At 68.5% G+C, this 16031-nt stretch carries 15 protein-coding genes; 3 read left to right on the top strand and 12 right to left on the bottom strand.

The window, feature by feature from the left end; translation table 11 throughout:
- Positions 1 to 34: 34 nt before the first annotated feature.
- Positions 35 to 1198: a 23S rRNA (adenine(2503)-C(2))-methyltransferase RlmN gene (rlmN, locus tag F0U63_RS22165; protein WP_395848403.1), complete on the bottom strand. Its 1164-nt coding sequence runs from the start codon at positions 1196 to 1198 to the stop codon at positions 35 to 37.
- Positions 1199 to 1354: 156 nt separating this feature from the next.
- Here rlmN and F0U63_RS22160 point away from each other — a divergent pair, with 156 nt between their 5' ends.
- Positions 1355 to 2077, top strand: a complete 723-nt coding sequence (locus F0U63_RS22160) for a dienelactone hydrolase family protein (protein ID WP_395847903.1) — start codon at positions 1355 to 1357, stop codon at positions 2075 to 2077.
- Between the two features lie 84 nt (positions 2078 to 2161).
- Here F0U63_RS22160 and ndk read toward each other — a convergent pair whose 3' ends face one another.
- From ndk to F0U63_RS22120, 8 genes are all read right to left on the bottom strand, one after another.
- The gene (ndk, locus tag F0U63_RS22155; RefSeq protein WP_071903179.1) at positions 2162 to 2605 is read right to left on the bottom strand and encodes a nucleoside-diphosphate kinase; all 444 of its coding nucleotides are present in this window, start codon (positions 2603 to 2605) and stop codon (positions 2162 to 2164) included.
- Between the two features lie 41 nt (positions 2606 to 2646).
- The gene (gene sucD, locus F0U63_RS22150; RefSeq protein WP_071903178.1) at positions 2647 to 3549 is read right to left on the bottom strand and encodes a succinate--CoA ligase subunit alpha; all 903 of its coding nucleotides are present in this window, start codon (positions 3547 to 3549) and stop codon (positions 2647 to 2649) included.
- A 24-nt stretch (positions 3550 to 3573) separates the two neighbouring features.
- Positions 3574 to 4734, bottom strand: coding sequence for an ADP-forming succinate--CoA ligase subunit beta (gene sucC / locus F0U63_RS22145; protein ID WP_395847902.1), 1161 nt, complete (start codon positions 4732 to 4734; stop codon positions 3574 to 3576).
- Between the two features lie 212 nt (positions 4735 to 4946).
- Positions 4947 to 5780 carry a succinate dehydrogenase iron-sulfur subunit gene (gene sdhB / locus F0U63_RS22140; protein ID WP_395847901.1) on the bottom strand — a complete coding sequence of 278 codons (834 nt, stop codon included), beginning with the start codon at positions 5778 to 5780 and terminating at the stop codon, positions 4947 to 4949.
- A gap of 16 nt (positions 5781 to 5796) precedes the next feature.
- Positions 5797 to 7677, bottom strand: coding sequence for a succinate dehydrogenase flavoprotein subunit (gene sdhA / locus F0U63_RS22135; protein ID WP_395847900.1), 1881 nt, complete (start codon positions 7675 to 7677; stop codon positions 5797 to 5799).
- A 261-nt stretch (positions 7678 to 7938) separates the two neighbouring features.
- Positions 7939 to 8880 (bottom strand): malate dehydrogenase, encoded by a 942-nt coding sequence (gene mdh / locus F0U63_RS22130; protein WP_395847899.1) that lies wholly within the window; start codon positions 8878 to 8880, stop codon positions 7939 to 7941.
- Positions 8881 to 8902: 22 nt separating this feature from the next.
- On the bottom strand, positions 8903 to 10198 hold the full coding sequence (icd, locus tag F0U63_RS22125) for an NADP-dependent isocitrate dehydrogenase (protein WP_395847898.1): 1296 nt from the start codon (positions 10196 to 10198) through the stop codon (positions 8903 to 8905).
- Positions 10199 to 10273: 75 nt separating this feature from the next.
- Positions 10274 to 11035, bottom strand: coding sequence for a class I SAM-dependent DNA methyltransferase (locus F0U63_RS22120; protein ID WP_395847897.1), 762 nt, complete (start codon positions 11033 to 11035; stop codon positions 10274 to 10276).
- Between the two features lie 213 nt (positions 11036 to 11248).
- On the opposite strand from F0U63_RS22120, the gene F0U63_RS22115 reads away from it, so the two are divergent.
- Entirely contained in the window at positions 11249 to 11848 is a 600-nt protein-coding gene (locus tag F0U63_RS22115) for a hypothetical protein (protein WP_395847896.1), read from the top strand.
- 10 nt (positions 11849 to 11858) lie between these two features.
- On the opposite strand, the gene F0U63_RS22110 is transcribed toward F0U63_RS22115, so the two are convergent.
- Entirely contained in the window at positions 11859 to 12932 is a 1074-nt protein-coding gene (locus F0U63_RS22110; RefSeq protein ID WP_395847895.1) for a type IV pilus twitching motility protein PilT, read from the bottom strand.
- Positions 12933 to 13118: 186 nt separating this feature from the next.
- Here F0U63_RS22110 and F0U63_RS22105 point away from each other — a divergent pair, with 186 nt between their 5' ends.
- The gene (locus F0U63_RS22105) at positions 13119 to 13514 is read left to right on the top strand and encodes an STAS/SEC14 domain-containing protein (RefSeq protein WP_395847894.1); all 396 of its coding nucleotides are present in this window, start codon (positions 13119 to 13121) and stop codon (positions 13512 to 13514) included.
- Position 13515: 1 nt separating this feature from the next.
- Here the strand turns inward: F0U63_RS22105 and menE are convergent, their stop codons facing one another.
- Both menE and menC read right to left on the bottom strand, forming a co-directional pair.
- Positions 13516 to 14958 carry an o-succinylbenzoate--CoA ligase gene (menE, locus tag F0U63_RS22100; RefSeq protein ID WP_395847893.1) on the bottom strand — a complete coding sequence of 481 codons (1443 nt, stop codon included), beginning with the start codon at positions 14956 to 14958 and terminating at the stop codon, positions 13516 to 13518.
- Entirely contained in the window at positions 14955 to 16028 is a 1074-nt protein-coding gene (gene menC / locus F0U63_RS22095; RefSeq protein WP_395847892.1) for an o-succinylbenzoate synthase, read from the bottom strand. The genes menE and menC overlap by 4 nt, the downstream gene beginning before the upstream one ends.
- Between the last annotated feature and the right edge of the window lie 3 nt (positions 16029 to 16031).

Genomic DNA, 16031 nt, shown 5'->3' with positions numbered 1-16031 from the left:
GGGGGGCGCTCTTAACGCCCCCACGAGCGGATTGTCAAGGAAGCTCGGGGCTTTGCGGCGTTTCCGAGGGGCTCTCCCCTCCCCGGTTGGCCAGCTGGCCACAGGCGCCGGCGATGTCCCGGCCCCGATTCTGCCGGATGAAGGCCGCCACGTGCCCCGCGCAGAGCAGCTCCCGGAAGCGCTCGGCGCGCTCGTCCATGGTCGTCTGGAAGCCCAGGCCGGGGTTCTCGTTGTAGGGGATGAGGTTGACCTTGGCGGGGATGCCGTCGAGCAGCTGGATGAGGCGCGCGGCGTCCTCGTCCGAGTCGTTGAAGTCGCGCAGGAGCACGTACTCGAAGGTGATGCGGCGGCCCTGGCGCAGGGGGAACTTGCGGCAGGCGTCGAGCAGCGCGGCGATGTTCCACTTGCGGTTGACGGGCATCGTCTTGGAGCGCTGCTCGTCGGTGCTCGCGTTGAGGGAGATGGCGAGCTTCACGTCCGTCTCCTGCCCGAAGCGCTCGATCATCGGCACGAGGCCCACGGTGGACACGGTGATGTGGCGGTGGCTGAAGTTGGGTCCGTCCTGGGACTGGAGGATGGAGAGCGCCGTCTTCAGGTTCTCGAAGTTGTGCAGGGGCTCGCCCATGCCCATGAAGACCAGGTTGGAGAGCGGGCGCAGGGTCTCCAGGCCCTCGTTCTTGCGCACCTCGCGGTTGACCGCGTGCACCTGGGCGACGATCTCCCCCGGGGAGAGGTTGCGCTTGAGGCCGAGCGTGCCCGTCATGCAGAAGGTGCACGCCATGGCGCAGCCCACCTGGGTGGACACGCACAGCGTCTTGCGGTCCTCGGAGGGCATGTAGACGGACTCGATGTAGCGGCCGTCCCGGGTCTTCCAGCGGTACTTGATGGTGCCGTCCACCGAGCGCTGCTCGGCGTCCTTGACGAGGGGGACGATCTCCGCGCGGGCCTTGAGCTTCTCGCGCAGGGCCTTGGACAGGTCGGTCATCTCGTCGAACGAGGTGGCACCGCGCTGGTGGATCCACCGGTAGAGCTGGCCGGCGCGGAAGGCGCGCTCGCCGAGCTGCTCGGTGAGGAAGCGGGTGAGCCCCTCCAGGGTAAGGCTGGAGACCTCCGTGCGCGGCGTGGCGGCCGGGGTGGGCGCGGGCACGGGCGGAGCGGCGGTGTCGACGGTGGCGCTGGCGGGCTCTGTCGGCGTCATCATGGTTCCAACGGAGAGGTGTAGGAGCCACTTCCCACAACCAGGCCGGTGGAGTCAAAGGAGGGCTCGTTCCCTTCCCCGCCCTGGATCTATCCTCGCTCGTTCCGGCCCCCGTCGCGTCACGGGCGGCCCTGGCACGACGGAGGGACACACACCATGAGCATCGGCACCCGTGCAGTCGAATACATCCATGGCGACAAGACCTTCGAGGGCGTGCTGGCCTACGACGGCCACCGCGAGGGCAAGCGTCCCGCCGTCCTGGTCTTCCACGGGTGGGAGGGCCGCAGCGAGGCTCAGCTCGACTTCGCCAAGAAGCTCACCGATTGGGGATATGCGGGCTTTGCCTGTGATCTCTACGGCAAGGGCCTGAGAGGTACGACACCCGACGAGTGTCGGGCGCTCATGACTCCCCTGGTGTCGGACCGGGCGACGCTGCGCGACCGCATCCTGAAGACCGTCGAGACCGTCCGGAACCAGCCCGAGGTAGACGCCAACCGGGTGGCCGCGATCGGGTTCTGCTTCGGAGGGCTGTGCGTCCTGGACCTGGCGCGCACGGGCGCGGACGTGCGGGGCGTGGCGAGCTTCCATGGCCTGCTCGGCCGCCCCGCGGATCTCGCGGAGACGGAGATCAAGGCCAAGGTCATGGTCTTCCACGGGTGGGACGATCCCATGGCGCTGCCGGAGGACGTGGTGGCCCTGGGCCGCGAGCTCACCCGGTGCAAGGCGGACTGGCAGGTGCACGCGTACGGCGGAACCATGCACGCCTTCATGGCGCCGTTCGCCAATGATCCCGCCTCGGGCATCCTGTACAGCGAGAAGGCCTCGCGCCGCGCGTGGACGTCGCTCGCGCCCTTCCTCGCCGAGATCTTCTTCTCCTGAAAGACGAAGGCCCGGTCCCCGCGAAGCTGCGCGCGGGAGCCGGGCCTCGAAGTCCACGGGGCCTCTCATCGAGGCCCAGCGGGACTACTTCTTGCCGGAGTACTCGTAGCCGTGGATCTCGGTCTCGCGGAAGAAGTACGCGATCTCGTTCTTCGCGTTCTCCAGGCTGTCCGAGCCGTGCACCGTGTTCTGGTCGATGCTGGTGGCGAAGTCGCGGCGGATGGTGCCGGGGGCCGCGTTGGCCGGGTTGGTGGCGCCCATGAGATCACGGTTGGCCGTGACGGCGTTCTCACCCTCGAGCACCATCAGGACGACGGGGCCGGAGATCATGAAGCTCACCAGGTCCTTGAAGAAGGGACGCGCCTTGTGGACGGCGTAGAACCCCTCGGCCTGCGCCTGCGACAGGTGCTGCAGGCGGATGGCGACCGGCTTGAGACCCTTCTCCTCGAAGCGGGAGATGATCTTGCCGATGACGCCCTTCTGAAGCCCGTCGGGCTTGATGATGGACAGCGTACGCTCGATGGCCATGGTTCTTGGCTCCTCGTTGTGACGTGGAAAAACGGGGGGAACTAGCGGCTCTTCTTCGGAGGACCGCGCTTGATGGCCTCCTGCAGCGTGGTGCCCAGCTCGGCGGGGCTGGCGGCCATGAGGAAGCCCGCGGCCTCCATGGCCTTGATCTTCTCGGACGCCGTGCCCTTGCCGCCGGAGATGATGGCGCCCGCGTGGCCCATGCGCTTGCCCGGAGGAGCCGACTGGCCGGCGATGAAGCCCGCGATGGGCTTCTTGAACTCGCGCGCCACGTACTCGGCACCGGCCTCCTCGGCGTTGCCGCCGATCTCGCCGATCATGATGACCGCGTCCGTCTCCGGGTCGTCATTGAAGAGCTTGAGCACGTCCACGAAGTCCGTGCCGTTGACCGGGTCGCCGCCGATGCCCACCGCGGTGGACTGGCCCAGGCCCAGCTGGGTGAGCTGGTACACGGCCTCGTACGTCAGCGTGCCCGAGCGCGACACCACGCCGATGCGGCCCGGCTTGTGGATGTGGCCCGGCATGATGCCGATCTTGCACTTGGCGCCCGGGGTGATGACGCCGGGGCAGTTGGGACCGATGAGGCGCACGCCCGGCTTGCCCTGGATGTAGCGCTTGGCCTTCACCATGTCGTTGACGGGGATGCCCTCGGTGATGGTGATGATGAGGGAGATGCCCGCGTCAGCGGCCTCCATGATGGAGTCCGCGGCGAAGGGGGGCGGCACGAAGATGACCGAGGTGTTCGCTCCGGTCTGCTTCACCGCGTCGGCCACCGTGTTGAACACGGGGACCTTGCCCTCGAAGTCGGTGCCGCCCTTGCCCGGCGTCACACCGCCGACCAGCTTGGTGCCGTACTCCAGCATCTGCTTGGAGTGGAACGAGCCCGCCGAGCCGGTGATGCCCTGGCAGAGGACCTTCGTGTCGTTGTTGACGAGGATGCTCATGGCTTGACCTTTCTCTGCCTGGAACTACTTCACCGCGGCGACGGCCTTCTCGGCGGCCTGGCGGAGGTTGTCGGCGGGGGTGATGGCGAGGCCGGAGTTGCTCAACAAGTCCTTGCCCTGCTGCACGTTGGTGCCCTCGAGCCGGACCACGAGCGGGATCTTCAGCTGCACTTCCTTCGCCGCGGCGATGATGCCCTCGGCGATGATGTCGCACTTCATGATGCCGCCGAAGATGTTGACGAGCACCGCCTTGACCTGCGGATCGGCGAGGATGAGCTTGAAGGCCGCCGTCACCTTCTCCTTGCTCGCGCCACCGCCCACGTCGAGGAAGTTGGCCGGGGCGCCGCCCACCAGCTTGATGGTGTCCATGGTGGCCATGGCCAGACCCGCGCCGTTCACCATGCAGCCGATGTTGCCGTCCAGCGCGATGTAGGCCAGGTCCCACTCTTTGGCCTGGGTCTCGCGCGGCTCCTCCTCCGCCATGTCGCGATAGGCGAGCAGATCCTTGTGCCGGTAGAGCGCGTTCTCCTCGAAGTCCACCTTCGCGTCGAGCGCCACCACGCCGCCATCCTTGGTGATGACCAGCGGGTTGATCTCCACCAGCGACGCGTCCGCCTCGGTGTACACGCGGTAGAGCGCGGAGCAGAACTGCACGAACTTGTTCACCGTGGGGCCGGTGAGTCCCAGGCCGAAGGCCAGCTTGCGGCCCTGGAAGTCCTGGAAGCCCGCGATGGGGTCCACCGCCTCGCGGAGGATCTTCTCCGGGTGCTTCTCGGCCACTTCCTCGATCTCCACACCACCCTCGCGGGAGGCCATGAAGGTGATGCGCGAGGTGGCGCGATCCAGCGTCACGCCGAGGTACAGCTCCTGACCGATGGCCAGGCCCTCCTCGATGTAGACCTTGTTGACCGTCTGGCCCTCGGGCCCGGTCTGGATCGTCTTGAGCTTCATGCCGAGCATCTGCTGGGCGAGCTGCTTCGCCTCGGCGGGGCTCTTGGCCAGCTTCACGCCGCCGCCCTTGCCGCGGCCGCCCGCGTGAATCTGGGCCTTCACGACGACCACCGAGGTGCCCAACTCCTTCGCGGCCTTCTCGGCCTCGTCGGGAGTGTTCGCGAGGATGCCTCGCGGCGTGGGGACCCCATACTTCCGGAAGAGTTCCTTGCCCTGGTACTCGTGGATCTTCATCGAAGCTCCGGGTGACGCGGAATAACGCGAGACTGGCCGCCGGGAGCCAGCCCCCCGGGACGGCTGCCTCTCTCGCGCAGAATGGCCCGCTTGGCAAGGCCCGAGTGTCAAGTGCCCTGCTCTGGCGGACGGGAAAACACCGAGGCTCCGGCCCGGCGAATCACGCCAGACACGGAGCCTCGGAATAAATACGGCGAGCTGACACGTGGGCGCTAGCCCGGACCGCCCGTCGCCTTCTTGTCGCCTTCCTGATTGAAGAAGATGTCCTTGATGATCTGCTTGGTCACCTCGCGGTTCATCACCGCGATGGAGGTGGTGAGCGGGATCTCCTTGGGGCACACCTTCACGCAGTTCTGCGCCTTGCCACAGTCCTGGATGCCGCCGGGGCCCATGAGCCCGCGCACGCGCTCCTCGGAGTTCATCTTGCCCGTGGGGTTCATGTTGAACAGCCGCGCCTGGCTGATGGCGGCCGCGCCGATGAAGTCGTTGTCGATCGTCACCTGCGGGCACGCCTCGAGGCAGCTGCCGCACGTGATGCACGTGGACAGCTTGTACATCACCGAGTGGTCCGCCGGAGACTGGCGCGGGCCGGGGCCCAGGTTGTGGGTGCCGTCGATGGGGACCCAGCCCTTGACGCGCTTGAGCGCCTCGAACATGCGATCGCGGTTGACCGACAGGTCGCGCGAGACGGGGAACTTCTTCATCGGCTCGAGCGTGATGATGGGCTCGCCGTTGCCGACGATGCGATCGATGAGCGCGGAGCACGCCATGCGCACCCGGCCGTTGATGTTCATGGCGCAGCTGCCGCACACCTCTTCCAGGCACGCGGCGTCCCAGATGACTGGGGCCACCTTGCGCCCGTCGGTGGTGACGGGGTTGCGCTGGATCTCCATGAGACAGGAGACGACGTTGGCTCCCGGGCGGTAGGCGATGCGGAACTCGTCGTAGTGCCCCTGCTGATCCGGACCGTCCTGGCGCCAGATGCGGAAGGTGACGTGCTTGGTCGTGGTGCTGACAGGCGCTTGCGTCGTGTTCGCGTGGTCCATGTCGTTCCCTCTCTGCTCAGGCGTACCAGCGCGGCTCGGGGTCGAGCACGGGCGTGGGGATGTCCTCGTAGCTGATCTGCGGCGACTCGGGCGAATAGGAAGCCAGCGTCGCCTTGGCCCACTTCTCGTGGCGCTTCTTCCACAGCCCCATCCAGTTGGCGTCCTGCGTGGGGTCCTTCGTGGCGGGCTCGGGCAGCGAGAAGTCCGGCTTGTAGTGGGCGCCGCGGCTCTCGTCGCGCATCAGCGCGCTCTTGGTGATGACCTCGGCCAGCTCGAACATGTTCCAGAGCTGGTTGGCGTAGGAGATGCTGCGGTTGGCCACGTTGCCCGTGTCCAGCGCGTTGAGGTTCTTCCAGCGATCCTTGAACTCGCGGATCCGATCCAGCGTCTTCTGGAGCCGGTCGTTGTAGCGCACGACGGTGACGTTCTCCGTCATGATGTCGCCGAGCTCCTTGGTGAGCCCGTACGCGTTCTCCTTGCCGTCCATCTTCTTGATGGAGGCGAAGCGCTCCTCCCAGAACTTCTTCGCCTCGGCGAAGTGCTTCTGCAGGTCCGCGTCGGTGGCGCTCTTGGCCTGGCTCTTGGCGAACGACGCCATGGCCGGGCCGCTGAGCATGCCGGCGTAGATGCAGGACAGGAGCGAGTTGGCGCCCAGGCGGTTGGCGCCGTGGTAGGCGTACTCGGCCTCGCCCGCGGCGTACAGGCCGGGGATGCGCGTGGTGTGGTTGACGGGGCTGCCCACCAGCGGCGTCTGCGTCTTCGAGTCCGCCTCGAAGGACACGTGCAGGCCGCCCATCGAGTAGTGCATGCCCGGGAAGATCTGCATGGGCACGTGGCGCGGATCATCGCCCACGAACTTCTCGTAGATCTCCATCACGCCGCCGAGCTTCTCGGTGAGCTTGGCCGCGGGGATGTGCGTGACGTCCAGGAACACGGCGTCGCGGCCGCCGATGCCCAGGCCCAGCTCGCGGCACACGGTGAAGATCTCGCGCGTGGCCACGTCGCGCGGCACGAGGTTCTTGTACTTGGGGTACTTCTCCTCGAGGAAGTAGAAGCGCTCGCTCTCGGGGATCTGCCGGGGATCGCGCACGTCGCCCTTCTTGCGCGGCACCCACACGCGGCCGCCCTCGCCACGCACCGACTCGCTCATCAGGCGCAGCTTGTCCTCACCCGGGATGGAGGTGGGGTGCACCTGGATGAACTCGCCGTTGGCGTAGATGGCCCCCTCCATGTACGCACGGCCCGCGGCGGTGCCCGTGTTGATGATGGAGTTGGTGGAGCGGCCGAACACGATGCCCGGACCGCCGGTGGCCAGGCACACGGCCTCGGCGGGGAAGGTGCGGATCTCGTTGGTGCGCAGGTCCATGGCCACGCTGCCGATGCACCGGCCCGAGCCGTCCTTCACCGTGCCGAGCCACTCCCAGTACTCGTACTTGGTGACGCGGCCCTCGGACTCCCAGCGGCGCACCTGCTCGTCCAGCGCGTAGAGCAGCTGCTGGCCGGTGGTGGCGCCCGCGAAGGCGGTGCGGTGGTGGAGCGTGCCGCCGAAGCGGCGGAAGTCGAGCAGACCCTCGGGCGTGCGGTTGAACGTCACCCCCATGCGATCCAGCAGGTAGATGATGCCGGGGGCCGCGTAGCACATGCCCTTCACGGAGACCTGCTCGGCGAGGAAGTCTCCGCCGCGCAGCGTGTCCTTCACGTGGATGTCCGGGCTGTCACCCTCCCCCTTCGTGTTCACCGCGCCGTTGATGCCTCCCTGGGCGCAGACCGAGTGGGAACGCTTGACCGGCACGAGCGACAGGATGTCGACCTGGTGCCCCGCTTCGGCCAGCTTGATGGTGGTCATCAGCCCGGCGAGTCCGCCGCCCACCACCGTGAATCGCGCTGCTGCTGCCATGCTGCGTCTCCTTGGTGTCCCCGAGATCCCGTCGCCGGGTCACACGCCGGCGCCGCCTGCCCGTCTTCGCGGGCGCGGGAAACCGGACCTCTCGGTGCAGTGCTACGGCAAGTTAACTGGTGGATTCAGCAAGCCGCAAAGATTACCGGATCACGGAGAATAAGCGCGCTCCATCACCGGCATCAGCCGCGCTCCGCCCAATCCCCTCGCGGGACACTTCGTCCCACGGGAGCAGCCAGGCGGAGCGACGGCGCGCGGCAATTACAGCTTGACGCTCTCGACGGTCTTCTTCACCGAGTCATAGGAGCGGGCCAGCTCGGCCTTCTCCGCCTCGTTGAGCTCCACGGTGTGGATCTTCTCCACGCCGCCCGCGCCGATCTGCACCGGCACGCCGAAGAAGACGCCGTTGATGCCGTACTCGCCATTGAGCATGGCGGCGGCCGGGAGCACGCGCTTGCGGTCGAGCAGGAAGCTCTCGGCCATGGCGATGGAGCTGGCGGCGGGCGCGAAGTAGGCGCTGCCCGTCTTGTACAGGCCCACCAGCTCGGCGCCGCCCTTGCGGGTGCGGTCGATGATGGCGTCCAGCTTGTCCTTGGCGATGAGCTGGGTGAGGGGCACGCCGCCCACGGTGCTGTGGCGAACCAGCGGCACCATGTCGTCACCGTGGCCGCCGAGCACCAGCGCCTCCACGTCGCGGATGGAGGTGTTGAGCGCCTCGGCGACGAAGAACTTGAAGCGGCTGGTGTCGAGCACGCCCGCCATGCCCACGACCTTGTTCGAGGGCAGGCCGGAGATCTTCTGGAGCGCGTACACCATGGCGTCCAGCGGGTTGGCCACGTTGATGACGAAGGCGTCGGGGCAGTGCTGCTTGATGTTGCCCGCCACGTCCCGCATGATCTTCAGGTTGACGTCGAGCAGGTCCTCGCGCGTCATGCCCGGCTTGCGCGGCACGCCCGCGGTGATGATCACCACGTCCGCGCCCGCCACGTCCTTCCAGTCCGTGGTGCCGGTGACGCGACAGTCGTAGCCGTCCACCGCGGAGAGCTGGTTGATGTCCAGCGCCTTGCCCTTGACCAGACCCTCGGCCGCGGGGATGTCGTAGAGGATGACGTCGCCGAGCTGCTTCTGCACCGCGAGCAGGGCCAGGTTGCCACCGATCTGACCACCGCCGATGAGGCCGATCTTCTTCTTGGTGTGAGCCATGTGGTTTGTCTCCTCGTGACGACTACATGTTCTTGATGATGGCCTGGCCGAACTCCGAGCACTTCACCTCGGTCACGCCGCTCTGCTTCTCCTGGTTCATCAGGCGGGCGAAGTCGTAGGTGACGGTCTTGCTGCCGATGGCCTTGTCCATGCCCTTGATGATGAGGTCGGCCGCCTCGTTCCAGCCCATGTGGCGCAGCATCATCTCGCCCGAGAGGATGACCGAGCCCGGGTTCACCTTGTCCAGGTCCGCGTACTTGGGCGCGGTGCCGTGGGTGGCCTCGAACACGGCGTGGCCGGTCAGGTAGTTGATGTTGCCGCCCGGCGCGATGCCGATGCCGCCCACCTGCGCGGCGAGCGCGTCGGACAGGTAGTCACCGTTGAGGTTGAGCGTGGCGATGACGTCGAACTCGTCCGGACGCGTGAGCACCTGCTGCAGGGTGATGTCCGCGATGGAGTCCTTGATGAGGATCTTGCCCGAGGCGAGCGCCGCCTTCTGCTCGGCGTTGGCGGCCTCCTCGTTCTTGGCGGCCTTGGTGGCCTCCCACTGATCCCACGTGTAGACCTTGTCACCGTACTCGCGCGCCGCGAGCTCGTAGCCCCACTTGCGGAAGGCGCCCTCGGTGAACTTCATGATGTTGCCCTTGTGCACGAAGGTGACGCTCTTGCGCTTCTCCACCAGGGCGTACTCGATGGCGGCGCGGATGAGGCGCTCGGTGCCTTCCTTCGACACGGGCTTGACGCCCAGACCCACGTCCTGGGGGAAGCGGATCTTGCCGAACTCCTTGGGGAACTCCTTCTTGAGGATCTCCAGCACCTTGGCGGCCTGGGCCGAGCCCGCCTCGAACTCGATGCCCGCGTAGATGTCCTCGGTGTTCTCCCGGAAGATGACCATGTCGACCTTCTCGGGGGTCTTCACGGGGCTGGGCACGCCCTTGAAGTAGCGCACGGGGCGCAGGCACACGTACAGGTCGAGCAGCTGGCGCAGCGCCACGTTGAGCGAGCGGATGCCGCCGCCCACCGGCGTCGTCAGCGGGCCCTTGATGCCCACCAGGTACTCGCGAAACGCCGTCACGGTCTCGTCGGGCAGCCAGTTGTTGACCGTCTTGAAGGCCTTCTCGCCGGCGAGCACCTCGAACCAGGAGATCTTCTTCTTGCCGCCGTAGGCCTTCTCCACCGCCGCGTCGAAGACGTTCTGCGAGGCGCGCCAGATGTCGCGGCCGGTGCCGTCACCCTCGATGTAGGGGACGATGGGGTTGTTCGGCACGGTCAGCTTGCCGTTCTGCAGGGTGATCTTCTCGCCGCTCGGAGGCGCCATGGACGAAGCTCCTGATGATGAGGAAATGAGGGGGACTTAAGGGCGGCGGATGCTTTGCGCCTCTGGCCCCTGGCGTCAAGGAGTTTGGCTGCCCGCCGAACGTCCTGACTTATCGGAGCCAGTCCGCGCCACCTCCCACCACCCGAAGTGCATCACCCGCTCGTCCATGAGTCGCAGCCAACCCGGCGCGTGCTGGTAGCGCAGGGGCACCAGTCCCACCTCCTCCAGGGCCCGGGCCACGAAGGCAAAAGACCAGAAATACAGGGTCACCGGGGGATCCGCCTCCGGCAGCCGCCAGCTCGCCTCCTCGTGGGCCTCGAGCCCCGGCCGGCGCTCCAGCACCGTGAAGAGCAGCCTCCCCCCCGGGGCCAGCGCCCTCGCCAGGTGGCCCAGGGTCCGGGGCAGGTCCTCGCAGAAGTCCAGGCACCCCACCGCCAGGGCCACCCCGAAGCGGCCCTCCTCCCCGGTGATCGGCTCCCGGTAGCTGTGCGGCCGGTACGTCCCATGAGGCCGGCCCCGCCGCGCCACCTCCAGCATCTCCGGCGAGAGATCCAGGCCCACCACCTCCACGTCCGGCGGCAAAGCCCGCGTGAGCAGCCCCGGCCCACACCCCATGTCGAGCACCCTCGCCCCCGGAGTCACTGTCTCCGCGAGGAAGCGCTCCACCCGCCCCTCGTAGCGCTGGAGCGAGGGAAAGAAGGCCTCATAGGCCTCGGCGATCTCCCCATAGGCGTGCCGCACGCCCCGCTCCTGCGCGTCGGGGACGAAGCCCTCGGGCCCCGGCTCCTGAGCCGTGGCCCCTTCCGTGGATGAACTGCCGGTCCGGCTGCCGCTCATTCCCCGGGTTGTAGTGCATGCCTCCCGTCCCCTTCCATCGCCCAGCAGGGGCCCTGGACTTCCGTCCACCGTCCAGGAGTGAATTCATGCGGACACCTGGTGAAGGGAAACCCGCACTCGATGGAAATCTACACCTAGAGTACCCTTCAGCTCTCAGCGGAACGCGCTTCCGCCGGAACGAGCGGACCCTCCGGGTCGGAACCCTTCGACACCATGAGCCGATACATCACCGACGAGCGCATCCAGTGCCTGGGCCAGAACATGAGCATCGTCAGCTCGGGGCTCGGTTCATTCTGGCGGCTCGCCAGCCGGTTCATGCTGGAGGAGAGCATCGGGACCACGGGGCCCGACGGGCTGGTCCAGTTCGAGTCGGAAGCGTGGTACCCGCTCACGGCCCATCTCCGGGTGCTCGAGCGGATCCGCAAGGACTTCGGAGAAGTGGCCTTGCGGCAGGTGGGGGCCTCGCTCCCGAGGTTCGCCCGGGCCATGCCCGCCGGCATCGACGTCCGCTCCGCGTTCCAGCACCTGGACGTGACGTACCACCTCAACCATGCCGTCAACGGCCAGCCGATGTTCTCCGAGCACACGGGCCAGCTCCAGGACGGCATCGGCCACTACCGGGCGCGCTCCTTCCCCCGCCACAAGCAGATCCTCTGCGAGTGCACCGGCCCCTACCCGTGTGCCTTCGACGAGGGGTTGCTGCTGGCCTTCGCGCGGCTCCATGAGCCCTCGGCCACGCTGGCGCACCTGGAGCCCGCGATGTGCCGCAACCAGGGCGCCACCCGCTGCACCTACTCCGTGGCCTGGACGTAGGGGCCCGGGCTCAGGCGGAGTCGAGCACGCGCTGCAGTTCGTCCGGCCGGGGGGCCGCGCTCATGGCCGTCTCCAGGGTGATGGCCGTCTGCTGGTAGAGCTGGCTGAGGTGCTGCTCGAAGGTCTGCATCCCGAACGGCTCGCCCCCATGCTCGATGACCTCCTTGAGCTCGTGGGCGCGATCCTCGCGGATGAACTGCTCCACCTGCGGCGTCTGCACGAGGATCTCCTGCGCCACGGTGCGCCCCTTGCCATCCGCTCGGGGCAACAGCCGCTGGGAGATGATCGCCTTGAGGCTGTCCGCCAGGCGCATGCGCACCATCGCCTGCTCCTCGGCGGGGAACACCGACACCAGACGGTTGATGGTGCGCGGCGCGTCCATCGTGTGCATGGAGGTGAACACCAGCCGGCCCGTCTCCGAGGCCTTGAGCGCGATGTCCACCGTCTCCATGTCGCGCATGTCGCCCACGAGGATGACGTCCGGATCCTGCCTCAGCGCGGCGCGCAGCCCGATGGCGAAGTTCTCCGTGTCCGGGCCGATCTCCCGCTGGGAGATGGAGGACTTGACGTTCTTGTGGATGAACTCGATCGGATCCTCGATGGTGAGGATGTGCAGGTTCTCCGTGCGGTTGATGTGATCGAGCATCGCCGCGAGCGTGGAGCTCTTGCCCGAGCCGGCGGCACCGGTGACGAGCACCAGCCCCTGCTCATTGCCGGCGATCGTCTTGAGCACCTGCGGCAGCCCCAGTCCGTCGATGGTGGGGATTTCGTCCGGGATGATGCGCAGGATGCAGGCGATGGTGCCGCGCTGGCGGTAGATGTTCACGCGAAAGCGCGCCACGCCCGGCAGGCCGTACGAGGTGTCGTACTCCTGCAGGCTGTCGAGCTGCGTCTTGGTGAGCGGGTCGGAGATGACGTGGAGCGCCACCTGGCGGGTATGATCCGGGTGGAGCTTCTCCATCTTCAAGGGCCGCAGGACCCCGTTGACCCGGTAGATGGGAGGGTCACCCGGCCGGAAATGGATATCCGAGGCGCCGTTCTGCACGCCCACCGTGAGCAACTTGTTGAGGGTTGGCTGATCCAAGCGAGTTGAGCTCTCCCGTGGGTCGAAGTCTAGCCACAACCCCCCGGGACCAGCCAAAATCCCGCCGAAACGGGCCCTGGGTCCCCCCACCCTCGCGCCCGCCGCCTCCCTTGCTCTTCCTGGTCCGCGAGCACGAGTCCAGGTACAAGTCCACTTCCGCCCCCCTGCTCAAGAGGAGATGAATCCTTGTTCCGGATTCGCGTCGATGAAGCCCAAGCACTCGTGGAGTTGCAGCTGGAGGGCATCATCCGCGAGGACGAGATGCGGCAGTTCATCGCCGAGTCGCTCGCGGCGACCCAGACGCTGACCGCTCAGGGCCGCTACATCCGGGTGCTGTCCGACATGCGCCTGCTCAAGGCCGCCTCCCCCGAGGCCGCCGAGATCCTCCGTCAGGGGCAACAGACCGCCATCGAGGCGGGCATGCGGCGGCTCGCCCAGCTCGTCGACAGCGAGCTCACCGCGCTCCAGCTCAATCGCATCGCGCGCGCCAGCGGCATGTACCGCATGATGCGCCGCTTCCAGGACGAGCAGGAGGCGCGGCGCTGGCTCATGTCGGATGAGGAGCAGCACGACACGGCGTGACTCACGCCTCCCGCGCCCGCTCGCGCAGCACCGTGCGCTCCACCTTACCCATGGCGTTGCGTGGCAGGGCGTCGATGGAGAGGAAGCGCGCGGGGACCTTGAAGCCCGCCAGCGAACCGCGGCACCACGTGCCGAGCTCCTCGGGCAGCCCGGCGCCCGCGCGCACCACCACGAAGGCCACCGGCACCTCGCCCCAGCGCGTGTCCGGCACGCCCACCACCGCCACCTCCCGCACCGCCGGATGGTCGGCCAGGACCTTCTCCACCTCGGCCGGGTAGATGTTCTCGCCTCCCCGGAGGATCAGATCCGTGCGCCGCGACAGCACCGTGAGCCGCCCCCGCGCGTCCAGCCGGCCCACGTCCTTCGTGCGCAGCCAGCCATCCCGCAGCGTCTCGCGCGTGGCCTCGGGCCGGTTCAGGTAGCCGGCCATCACCGTGGGACCGCGCACCTCGATGTCCCCCTCCTCGCCCACCCCGAGGGGCTCACCCGAGGGCCCCACGACACGCAGCTCCAGCCCCGGCAGCGCCCGGCCCGCCGTGTGCCCATCCGCCTCGTCCGGACGCTCGGTGGCCACCTGGGAGCAGGCCTCCGTCAGCCCATACGTCTGCAGGGGCCCGAGTCCGGCCGCCCTCGCCCGCGCGAGCAGGGGCGCTGGCACGGGTCCTCCGCCAATCAGCGAATACCGGAACGAAGCGGGCACCGGCCTGTCCCCGCGCGCCTCCAGCACCTGCTCCAACGTCGTGGCCACGAAGCTCGCGTGGGTGACGCCCTCCTCGTCGAGTGCCCGGTTGGTGTCGTCCACCGCGAAGCGCTCGCGCAGCACCAGACAGCCCCCGTCGTAGGCGGTGCGCGTGAGCATCGCGAGGCCCCCCACGTGGAAGAGCGGCAGCGTGCCCAGCCAGCGCGGCGCCGGGTGCGCACCCAGGTTCGCCGCGGAGCAGCGCGCGGACGCCCGGAAGTTGCCCTCGGTGATCACCGCGCCCTTGGGCCGGCCCGTGGTGCCCGAGGTGAAGAGGATGACCCGGGGCGACGTGTCGTCCAGGTCGACGCACTCGGGCGAAGGTTCGCCCACCGCGTCCGCGAAGGACTCCAGGGGCTCGGCGTCCGGGAGGCGGGCCCGGAGCGGCTCGAGCGCCAGGAGGAGCCGGGGAGCCACGTCCTCGACGAGGGGCCGCAGTTCCGCCGACGTGAGCCGCGCGTTGAAGGGGGCCAGCACCGCCCCCACCCGGCCGAGCGCGAGGAAGAGATGCACCAGCGCCACGTGGTTCGTCGACAACACCCCCACGCGATCTCCCGGCCCCACGCCGCGAGCCCGGAGCGCGGCCACCCACCGGCCCACCTCGGCGTCCATCTCCGCGTACGTCCAGTGCCGGCCCGCGAACGTGAGCGCCAACGCGTCCGGACGCGTCCGCGCGCCGGCCCGGATGGGACATGAGCCCTTCATGAATGCACTCCCTGGCCCGGTGTCCGCGGCAACAGGATGCGGCCTCGGATCGGGCGGAATGGGTGGCGGTCCGGCTCGTTCTGGAACAGGTGCCCCACGCCGAGCCCCGAGGCATATCGCCCCGACGGCAACGCCGCCGCCAGATGCGCGGCGCCCGCCCGGGCGATCACCCCATCGAGCGAGCTCGTCACATAGGCGTCCACGCCCTGGCGGGCCGCCTCGCGCGCCAGGGCGAGCGTGGGCAACAGGCCTCCCAGCACCATGGGCTTGAACACGAGCAGGCGCACCGTGGGCGTGGACGTCAGCAGCTTCCGGGCGGCCCCGGGCAGCGCCAGGGACTCATCCGCCGCCAGGGGACACGGCGCCCGCGCGGCCAGCCGGCACAGGGCCTCGAGCGCCTCGGCCGCCACGGGCTGCTCGCACAGCTCGAGGCCCTGCGAGCCCAACACCTCCAACGCGTGCTCCGCCTCCGGCTCCGTCCACCCGCCATTCGCGTCGATCCGCACCCGCGCCGCCCCCGCCGCACCGCGCACCGCCGACAACCGCGTGGCGTCCTCCTCCACCGGGCGGCCCGCCACCTTGAGCTTCAGCGTTTCATACCCCTCGGCCACCGCCCGCCGCGTCTCGTGCGCCAGCTCCTCGGGGGACGCGGCGCCCAGCAGCGCGTTGACGTGGACCTCCGCGCGCGCCCCGGACGACAGGAGCTGGCACAGGGGAAGCCCCCGCCGTTGCGCCAGGAGATCCAGACACGCCTGCTCCAGTGCGTGCCGGGCCGCGGGGTGATTCGCGGGGAAGTGCTCCTCGCCGCCTTCCGCCCAGGGCCCTGGGAGAGGCGGGCCCGCCGCGTCTCGCAACTCCGGGAGCAGCGCGGTCAACACCCGCTCGCACGCCTCCGGCGTCTCCGTCCCGAACTCCGCCAGGGGCATCGCCTCGCCCCACCCCACCCGCCCCGCGTCGTCCACCAGCCGCACCACGAAGCCCTCGCGGGCCGCGTAGACGCCCGCCGCCGTCCTCAGCGGCCGCACCATCTCCAGGCGCAACCGCTCGAGGCTCGCTTCCACGATGCGCATCGC

The organism is Cystobacter fuscus, assembly GCF_044360685.1.
In the GTDB taxonomy this organism is placed as follows: Bacteria; Myxococcota; Myxococcia; order Myxococcales; family Myxococcaceae; genus Cystobacter; species Cystobacter fuscus_C.
Note: the sequence above shows the minus strand (reverse complement) of the source record. Positions and strands in the feature narration are given on the sequence as shown.

Excerpts from the sequence above, each read along its gene's own strand:
- rlmN (WP_395848403.1), bottom strand. The coding sequence starts at position 1,198 with ATGACGCCGACAGAGCCCGCCAGCGCCACCGTCGACACCGCCGCTCCG.
- F0U63_RS22160 (WP_395847903.1), top strand. The coding sequence starts at position 1,355 with ATGAGCATCGGCACCCGTGCAGTCGAATACATCCATGGCGACAAGACC.
- ndk (WP_071903179.1), bottom strand. The coding sequence starts at position 2,605 with ATGGCCATCGAGCGTACGCTGTCCATCATCAAGCCCGACGGGCTTCAG.
- sucD (WP_071903178.1), bottom strand. The coding sequence starts at position 3,549 with ATGAGCATCCTCGTCAACAACGACACGAAGGTCCTCTGCCAGGGCATC.
- sucC (WP_395847902.1), bottom strand. The coding sequence starts at position 4,734 with ATGAAGATCCACGAGTACCAGGGCAAGGAACTCTTCCGGAAGTATGGG.
- sdhB (WP_395847901.1), bottom strand. The coding sequence starts at position 5,780 with ATGGACCACGCGAACACGACGCAAGCGCCTGTCAGCACCACGACCAAG.
- sdhA (WP_395847900.1), bottom strand. The coding sequence starts at position 7,677 with ATGGCAGCAGCAGCGCGATTCACGGTGGTGGGCGGCGGACTCGCCGGG.
- mdh (WP_395847899.1), bottom strand. The coding sequence starts at position 8,880 with ATGGCTCACACCAAGAAGAAGATCGGCCTCATCGGCGGTGGTCAGATC.
- icd (WP_395847898.1), bottom strand. The coding sequence starts at position 10,198 with ATGGCGCCTCCGAGCGGCGAGAAGATCACCCTGCAGAACGGCAAGCTG.
- F0U63_RS22120 (WP_395847897.1), bottom strand. The coding sequence starts at position 11,035 with ATGAGCGGCAGCCGGACCGGCAGTTCATCCACGGAAGGGGCCACGGCT.
- F0U63_RS22115 (WP_395847896.1), top strand. The coding sequence starts at position 11,249 with ATGAGCCGATACATCACCGACGAGCGCATCCAGTGCCTGGGCCAGAAC.
- menE (WP_395847893.1), bottom strand. The coding sequence starts at position 14,958 with ATGAAGGGCTCATGTCCCATCCGGGCCGGCGCGCGGACGCGTCCGGAC.
- menC (WP_395847892.1), bottom strand. The coding sequence starts at position 16,028 with ATGCGCATCGTGGAAGCGAGCCTCGAGCGGTTGCGCCTGGAGATGGTG.